General features: G+C 50.8%; 2 protein-coding genes. Both read right to left on the bottom strand.

Annotated elements, in window-relative coordinates:
• Positions 1-73 precede the first annotated feature (73 nt).
• Entirely contained in the window at positions 74-1,687 is a 1,614-nt protein-coding gene (locus KW93_RS02325) for a M20/M25/M40 family metallo-hydrolase (RefSeq protein WP_033541350.1), read from the bottom strand.
• 3 nt (positions 1,688-1,690) lie between these two features.
• Positions 1,691-2,863 carry an aminotransferase class I/II-fold pyridoxal phosphate-dependent enzyme gene (locus tag KW93_RS02330; protein ID WP_033541351.1) on the bottom strand — a complete coding sequence of 391 codons (1,173 nt, stop codon included), beginning with the start codon at positions 2,861-2,863 and terminating at the stop codon, positions 1,691-1,693.
• Positions 2,864-3,126 lie beyond the last annotated feature (263 nt).

Below are 3,126 nucleotides of genomic sequence, written 5' to 3' on the forward strand. Positions count from 1 at the left end.
TTCTATCTTACGTTTCCACTTTTTCAGACGCAATCATGCACTCACCCCATCTCCCACCAAAAAAAGCCCCCCATCACAGGCGGCTTTTCACAGGTATGCTCAAAATCATGTCTTCCAGCAGCGCCGGCATCTGCTCGAACGCGTTCCGGATGTGCAGGCGCTCGGTGCGTTTGTGGGCGTCTTTGCCGAATTGGCCGATGTTAAGGACCGGCGCTTTCAGTTGTTTCATGGCCTGGAACGGGATGCTGTAGGAATCACCGTAGACCGGCGTGTTGTTTTCGTACGTGATCCAGCCGTCTTCCTGCTCGCCGTAATTGACGTAGCTGAGGTCGGATATGCCGTTGAAATAATGGATTTGATTGAGCTTATGGCCGAATTTCATTTCAGCGTTCGCAGTAATCTGCTCGACGCAGCGCTGCACCAGCTCATCTTCTGACGAATTGACCGCCGGGTAATACGGTGGCGCGTACATGAGGACCATCGCCGGCGTCAGTTCCTGGCAATTGAGCAGCAGGATGTCGGTGATGTGCATCGATTTCTCGCGCACGTCCCATTCCGGATGCATCAATGTGTCGTGTATCAGGTCATTGAAATACACAATCCCGAACTTTTCGAGTGCGTAATCTTTCAGTTCCTCATAGCGCATGACGCGGATATTGCCGACCGGCTCGATGTTTTCATTGCGGCACATTGCCAGGTAATCTTCCATGCAATGTGCGGCGGCGTCTTTTGCCACCTGCTCGAACAAGTCGAACACTTCATCCGCACTGTGTTTCATTGTAAATACGTTGTACATCGCGAATGTCCGGTACGGGGTCTGCGCCGAATAGGAATTTTTAATGTCACGCTGCGTCAGGGTTACAGGAAGCGGCGTCGTTTCGCCGTATACTGTTTCCTTGAACGTCGGATTCCATTCCATGCGGTGGGTCAGGTAGGTCGAAATATAGCTCGACGTGATGCCGGACAGCGGTTCGCCGACATGCGTTTCTTTCCCGTAGAACATCGCGGACGGCATGATTTTGCCGATCGAACCGGTGTAGATGTAATGATTCTGATCTCCCGGCTTTTGTGCGAATGAAGGCTCACCGTTCAGGAATAAAATATATTCAAGTCCGTATTCGCGCTCGAGGTCGAGCAATTTTCCGACGCTGTAGCGCATGCCGGCGGAATTGACTTCCTCGTCCGGCACCGTCAAAAGCAGCAGATTGATGCGCCATTCATTGGCTGCCGCTTTTTCAAGCATCGCCATGTGCATGGCCAGCCCCGCTTTCATATCCATGATGCCGCGGCCGAACAGGTAGTCACCTGAATCGAGGTCCGCACGGGCAAACTCATCCAGCTCGTCGCGGAAATCCTTCAGCGCTGCCGTCAGCTCCAGCGGCTTATGGGCAAGCGGCTCAAGATCGCCGTATTCTTCCGTTTCGACCGTATCAAAATGGCTCATCAAAACAATCGTATCCGTCGCTTCCGGATGTTTATAGAGAGCGGTGACGTATTGGCGGTCCCAGTTCACTTCACCCAGATAAACCTTTTCCGGATTGTCCTGGAAATATGGAATCTGAAGGAGCTTTTCTTTCAGGTTATAGGAAAATTCTACTTCCCCCTCCGATAAAGTAATGCTTTTCCAGCTCACCATTTCACATAGCAGATCCTGCAATTTCTGTGGTGTATCCCATAATAAAGCCATACGTCATCCCCTCTCTGTCACTTCGAGTGTCTCCAGCCATTCAGCCATCCGCTCCATCGCCTGCTCCAGTGTCGGCATTGCATAGGCGTACGAAATCCGCAGGAACCCCTCACCGTAATTCGTGAAAGCTGACCCCGGCACAGCCGCCACTCCCCCTTCCTTCAACAGCCGCGTTGCGAAGTCGAATGAAGAAACGCCAAACTTTTCGATGGATGGGAATATGTAAAATGCCCCTGTCGGCTTGACGACTTCAAATCCCATTTCCTTTAATTTTCCATAAACGAAATCACGCCGAATTTTGTAAGCCTCGTTCATTTCATCCGGCACAAAGCGGTTATTGCGCAGCGCCTCGATGGCCGCATGCTGGCTCGGCAGCGACGCGCAGACAGTATTGTACTGATGCACTTTAATCACGTGCTGCAAATATTGTTCCGGCCCCAGCAGGAAGCCCATCCGCCAGCCTGTCATCGAATGTGATTTCGACAGGCCGTGCACGAGAAACGTCCGGTCATGAATTTCCGGGTAGCACGCGAATGAAAAATGCCGCCCTTCGAAGACGTTTTCCGAATAGATTTCATCTGAGATGATGAATATTTCATGTTTTTTCAATACTTCAACCAGTGCATCCGTCTCTTCCTTCGTCAGACTGACGCCGGTCGGGTTCGATGGAAAATTAAATAAAACCGCTTTTGTTTTATTCGTGATGGCGGCTTCCAGGCGTTCCGGATCCGGCACCAATCCGGTATCCGACGTATCGAACAGCACCGCCTTGCCGCCGTTCAGCTCAATCAGCGGCACATAGCCCGTGTAGCACGGCGCTGGAATAATGACTTCATCGCCTTCTTCAAGAATCGTGCGCAGCAGAGAGTCCAGCGCTTCGCTGGCGCCGTTCGTGATGATGATTTCCGTCTGCGGATTGTATGTCAGCTCGTATGTGTCGCTGAAAAAAGACGCGACTTCCTGGCGCAGCTCGAGCAGCCCCGCATTATGGGAATAACTGGTTTTATTCGCGGCAATGGCATCCATGCCGGCTTGTTTTACAGCTTCCGGCGTCGGAAAGTCAGGCTGGCCGATGGTCAAATTGATGGCGTCGGGATAGTCCACGAGCTGGTTGAAAAACTGGCGGATCCCGGAAATTCTGAGCGCTTCCGCCCGCGGATTAAGGGACAATGTCATAATAATCTCCGTTCCATTTTTAGTTTCTTCTATTATATGATTTCCGGCCTGAATAATAACAGGGCGAATTTTCTTAGAAATCTTATATTTGCCGTTGACCTCATCATAATTAATATCGAGGATAAGAACAAGAAAAAACGGTTGGGTAGTGGGGAATAGTTTGGGGGCTGAGACTTTTTTTGTGGAGAAAGGTGATTGAAACGTGGGAACGCAAGATAGGATGGGGGAATCGTAAGATACAACTCACTAAACGTAAGATAGAA

The sequence above is a fragment of the Planococcus sp. CAU13 genome, from assembly GCF_000775575.1.
GTDB lineage: Bacteria > Bacillota > Bacilli > Bacillales_A > Planococcaceae > Planococcus.

Coding starts and splice junctions, on each gene's coding strand:
- KW93_RS02330 (WP_033541351.1), bottom strand. CDS start 2,863: ATGACATTGTCCCTTAATCCGCGGGCGGAAGCGCTCAGAATTTCCGGG.
- KW93_RS02325 (WP_033541350.1), bottom strand. CDS start 1,687: ATGGCTTTATTATGGGATACACCACAGAAATTGCAGGATCTGCTATGT.